We start from the raw sequence: 5,355 nt of genomic DNA on the forward strand, positions 1-5,355 counted from the left end.
CCCTATCAATGTAACCCCTATACTTTAAGAACAATTCTGGAACAACATTCTTCGCCAATCCATCAATATATTCGCCGCTCACAGGCTTCCCATGAATTATGGAAGACCCCCTCGGCACAACACCCACGACAAGCACATCCCCACCCAACCTCTCCTTCAAATACTTACCAACACCAGTAATAGTGCCACCAGTCCCCACACCCATAACAAATGCATCAACCCTACCATTCAATTGATCAACAATCTCCCTAGCCGTAGTCTCATAATGAGCTCTAAAATTAGCTTCATTGGAAAACTGATTCATGAATAACCCATCGAATCTGGCTTCAAGCTCCTTAGCCTTCAAAAATCTGGGATCAACATCACCAATTCCACTAGCATCAACTTTAACAACCTCAGCACCAAGAAGCTTCAAGATAGACATCTTAACTGGAGAAATCTCCACTTCAGCTATGAAGATAGCTTTCAAACCAAGCCTAACACACATCCAAGCCAACGATAAAGCAGTATTACCACTACTAACCTCCACAATGCAACCACCCTCCCTCAGCCTTCCACTCTCAATAGCATCTTTAAGCATGTAATAGGCAATTCTATCCTTATGACTACCACCAGGATTCATATACTCCAATTTTAAATAAATTGAAGCAGCATTAGATGAAGCAATTCTATTAAGCCTCAAAACAGGAGTATTGCCAATAAGTTTCCCGATCTCCTCCAACTTAGAGAACAAATAAAACACCATAAAACTACATAATGATAGATATTTAAAAAGATATTTTATTTGATATTATTCATTGAAGAATTCTTATGATCCTCTCACGCATTTAACGTAATTAAAGCTCTTATATTCTATTCAAGGGAGGTAATATGATTCTAATGTGAAGATGCATCTATAGTTGTTTTCGCTCTCTCCATTTCCCAATCTCCTTAACACTATTCCAACCATAAACCCTCCTTCTAAGAAAATCCATTAAGCAAGCAGCCCCCTAGCCTTCTTAAAATCCCTTCTAAACATAGTCTTCCTCCCTTAATCCCCTGCAACAACCCTTTTAAAGGCTTCATTCCAATTCACATATTTAAATTTATCTATCAATCTAATAAAACCTTTAATTTTTGATTTAAAAACTCCACAAAATTGCCTCTATGAAGGACTTCATTTAAAATATTTGCAGATCTTCTAAGTTTTTAATGGTTTCCAACTCCTTCTTTCTCCTCTCTATCTTCTTTTCTAAACTTTTTATATCCTCTTCCTTCATCAAATTTATAGAATATTCTATAAATTTCATCAGTACTCCATATCTCCTCAGCTCTTCATGAAGTTTTGGTATAAGATCCTCGGGTTTTTTGAACTCCAATTTTAGCTCCATAGCAATCCAGTTATGTTATTGATACTTCATCTTTTAAACATTTTCACTTAGTATTTTGCATAGTAATGTGTATACCTCATTTGGATTCTCGGTATACAGTCTTATGAGTTCCCCTCTTAAAGGATGGTATACTGCTACGTACTTTCTCCTCGCATTCATTCTTATTTTGTATATTTTATGTACAAGGAAGAGTTTTCCATTGTACGCTATACCCTTATTTGTTATTTTATATTTCTTGGGAACTTTGAGGAAGGGGGTTGGTAAAATTATGAAAATTGACAATAGGTATATGAGTATCCCGATGAAAGTTCCAAATGCTATGCATAATGCTATTAAGAACATTATTTCAGCAGTCCATACTATTAACGCTCTTGCAAAGATCCATTTACGGTTATTTGATCTCAATATTGTTGAATCTTCTTCATATAAAATTTTAATTTCCTTCATAACATTAAAAAAAGTGTTGTTATGATTATTTAAGTATCTTTTTCCTATACAGAGCTATTGCTATTCCAGCCATTCCAAATACCATTATTGGTATTTCAAGATATGCTGGTATTATCGCTTTAACCCCGAGATAAACTATTACCAATGCTAATGGAAACGCTATCATAGCTAACTTAATATTCCTTAAACTAAATTGTGCAAATATTGCACCCCATATTGATGGTAGTAGCCAGTCAAAGGCTTTTACAGCAGCTGGCGGCAGTAGCGCTATTACCCCTGTCACAATTATAGCCGCTAGGAACGATATTATTGTTAACATCCATTGTGAAGCTATTATTGCCAGCCCCCCAACAATTTCACCTTCATATGATCCCTCCTTAACGCCAGCAACCTCTTGCGCCACCGCCGAAACGGGTAATCTCATATTGGAAATGTTTCCAGCTAGAAATGAAATGTAAGTGCCAACAACCCCCAATATTCCAAAATATGATATTGGCTCTATGATCCAGTATGGCCCCACTACTGATGCTATATTTATAAAGGCTAAAATAGCTTTATCCCATGGTGGGAAATACCCTAATGCTGCAAGATATATTACTGGTAGGAATATTATTAAGGCATGAATTAAGCTTGTAATTATCCCATAGAGGTGAATCTTTGGATAATACTCCTCATCCATTATCTTCTTCTTCTCTTCGAGTGGTAGTGGACTCATCCCAAAATATTTCTCCTCTTCACTCATTTCACAACCCCCGCATTTACAAGTAATTGTGTTATAATCATTCCAAGTAATAGTGCAAGTAACATGAAGTACTCTTTAAGCCATGGTTTCTTTAATTTCTCAGCAAATTTTATCCATGCAACTGCAACAACGATTCCAACAATTCCCGCAATCAATGGTGGTCTAATGCTCATAGCAAGTATGGTGGGCATAACATCGTCCCTCACAAGCATCCTGCCAAATGCTCCAAGCATCATAGCCACAGAGATCAAACCTATGAGTTTTGGATCTCCACCACCCATTGCATCCCTCAGTTTAGGTAACCATCTTGTTAGTACTCCACCTACAATAACCCACTCAACACTGCCCACAGCCATAGTCCATAAAGCTAAACTTAATCCAAGTAGAGTCATGCCTTCCCTAGTTAATTGCGCCCCAGCAACCTCAGCACCCGTTCTAGCGGAAATTAATTCAAACATTATTGAACCCACAGCAGCACCCTCCCTTATGAAGGCCACTGGACCGCCAAGCGCTATCACCAAAGTCACCATACCAACAAAGATTCCCATGCATGGACCTATTGAAGTTATTAGTGCAGCGCGTAAACTCTCCTTTAAGATTCCTGGTTTCATTTTAATTTTCTCCCCAACCCTTCGGATAACTCTGTAGAATAAGAGTGTTTGTATGAGAGCATTGCCAACAGTTATGAAACCTATCAACCACATAACCCAACTAGTAGCTATAGCTAACCATTCTTCAGGCAAATAAAAACACCTCTTATTAAAACTTAAATATTGATGCGTATTTAAACATTACTATTTAAAAAGAAAAAGTAAAATTATGTTAAGTTAATTGATAATTAACCTTTGGGTACAGGTGGCTTTACGCCCTCTGGTAATGGACTTTTATAAACTAAACCTTTCTTAACATGCTCCTCCTTAGCTTTATTAATAATCTCCGAATTTAGAAATAGGTCTATTACGGTTAATGATAAAGTTTTCGCTGCAGTCAACATCCCTTTATGCCCTATACTCATCCCTGATGCAGCTACTGCTTGCCAACTATGTGAAGGAGTCCCGGAAACCCATGTACTAGTAACTAATTGTGCGGTTGGAACTTTTACAGAAACATCCCCCACATCAGTAGATCCAGGTAGAACTTTACCCTTATCCTCTGGTGGAGCCACATAGTCTATTATTAAACGTTTTAAAGCTTCCTCGAGTCTAGGTACACTATATGAAGCCATTAATGATTCTCTTTGATTAGGTGGGAAGGTTTTTATGATTTCTTCAGCAAACTTCATTTCATCATCAGTATATCGTGGTGCACCAACAATCTCTAGATTCTTGTAAAGTAATTCTGATAGAACTTCATTGGGTACGACTTCCCAGCATCCAGTTATAAACTCTATCTCCATTCTAGTATCAGTCATCAATGAAGCACCTTTAGCTATATTTATAACCCTATTATAGATTTCTTCAACTTGAACTCTCTTCGGTGCACGGATAAAATACCATACTTCAGCAAAATCTGGAACTATATTTGGCGCTTGACCACCATGAGTTATAACGTAATGTATTCTAGCATCTGGTATAATGTGCTCCCTCAAATAATTCACGCCAATATTCATGAGTTCAACAGCATCAAGAGCACTTCTACCAGCATGCGGTGCCGCAGCTGCATGTGAAGCAACACCATAAAATTTAAACTTAACATTATTCATAGCCAACATGCTTGCCATCCACGTTGTGTTTGCAATCCATGGATGCCACGTTAATGCGACATCAACATCATCAAAAAGCCCAGCCTTAACCATAAAGACCTTGCCGACCAAAGTCTCCTCAGCAGGACAACCATAATATCTTAAAGTACCCTTGATATTGTATTTCTCCATAATATGTTTTGCAGCTAAAACAGCTCCAAGAGCACCTGTCCCCAAAAGATTATGTCCACAACCATGACCAGGTGCACCTTCCTTAACAGGCTCCTTACGTGGAATAGGCTTCTGTGAAAGTCCAGGTAAAGCATCATATTCACCTAAAACACCAATCACAGGCTTCCCAGAGCCATAGGAAGCCACAAATGCAGTTGGCATATCAGCTACTCCACGTTTCACATGAAAACCTTCCTTCTCTAATTCATCAGCCAACAATTTGGAAGATTTATACTCTTGTAGTGCAGGTTCAGCATACTCCCATATTTTTTGAGCAATATCGATTAATCTCTGAGAATTCTCATCAAACCACTTTAAAATTTCACTTTTCTCTACCAAGAAAAACACCTTCAAAAGACATTATCCTTATAACTATTTATAAGCGTTTCTTAAACCAAATTATGGAAGTCCGTAAATAAATGCCCATTGAAAATAAAATTTAAACGTAGTAAATCATCCTTAAGACTTTCTTATAGCTTAGAAGTCACACAATTGCCAGTCTCTTGTTAAGTTAACTCTTTAAATCCTTGCTGGAGAATTTCTCTCAAAATTTTCTCATGTGATATCATCTTCTTTCTTAGAAGTCTAGGATAGTGCTTTAGTCTCTCGCCATAAATGTATTGTTCCGTTAGATTTGCCGTAAGTTCGTCGAGTTTCGGTGTTCTACCATGCTTTACATAGTAGTTCCATGCTTCATGGAGTGTTGGTCTTAGGACATACTTTCCATTTTCCATGTAGTGCATGCCGCAACAATTCTTGGCCGTGTGGTAATAGTATAAGCCTTCCTTGCATGTTGAGAACTCAATACCATACTTATCGCATATACGCTTGATTTCAGAGTAGACTTTAATTCTCCATTGAATGTTTGGTCTAACAACTTTTGA

6 protein-coding genes and 1 pseudogene are annotated in these 5,355 nt (G+C 37.6%); all 7 read right to left on the minus strand.

What is annotated here, in order from left to right; translation table 11 throughout:
- A partial coding sequence (locus tag MRT15_RS10545) for a PLP-dependent cysteine synthase family protein (protein WP_304330097.1) occupies positions 1 to 733 on the minus strand: 733 nt, incomplete at its 3' end.
- A gap of 427 nt (positions 734 to 1,160) precedes the next feature.
- Positions 1,161 to 1,370 (minus strand): hypothetical protein, encoded by a 210-nt coding sequence (locus MRT15_RS10550; RefSeq protein ID WP_304330099.1) that lies wholly within the window; start codon positions 1,368 to 1,370, stop codon positions 1,161 to 1,163.
- A 33-nt stretch (positions 1,371 to 1,403) separates the two neighbouring features.
- Entirely contained in the window at positions 1,404 to 1,817 is a 414-nt protein-coding gene (locus MRT15_RS10555; RefSeq protein ID WP_304330101.1) for a DUF2208 family protein, read from the minus strand.
- Between the two features lie 25 nt (positions 1,818 to 1,842).
- The gene (locus MRT15_RS10560; protein ID WP_304330103.1) at positions 1,843 to 2,559 is read right to left on the minus strand and encodes a hypothetical protein; all 717 of its coding nucleotides are present in this window, start codon (positions 2,557 to 2,559) and stop codon (positions 1,843 to 1,845) included.
- Entirely contained in the window at positions 2,556 to 3,302 is a 747-nt protein-coding gene (locus MRT15_RS10565) for a DUF5058 family protein (protein ID WP_304330105.1), read from the minus strand. Before MRT15_RS10565 ends, MRT15_RS10560 begins: the two co-directional genes overlap by 4 nt.
- A gap of 95 nt (positions 3,303 to 3,397) precedes the next feature.
- Complete coding sequence (locus tag MRT15_RS10570; protein ID WP_304330107.1) at positions 3,398 to 4,810, minus strand: M20 family metallopeptidase; 1,413 nt, start codon at positions 4,808 to 4,810, stop codon at positions 3,398 to 3,400.
- Between the two features lie 167 nt (positions 4,811 to 4,977).
- Positions 4,978 to 5,355, minus strand: a pseudogene (locus MRT15_RS10575) (hypothetical protein); the annotation flags it as partial.

The organism is Candidatus Culexarchaeum yellowstonense, from assembly GCF_024707025.1.
GTDB lineage: Archaea > Thermoproteota > Methanomethylicia > Culexarchaeales > Culexarchaeaceae > Culexarchaeum.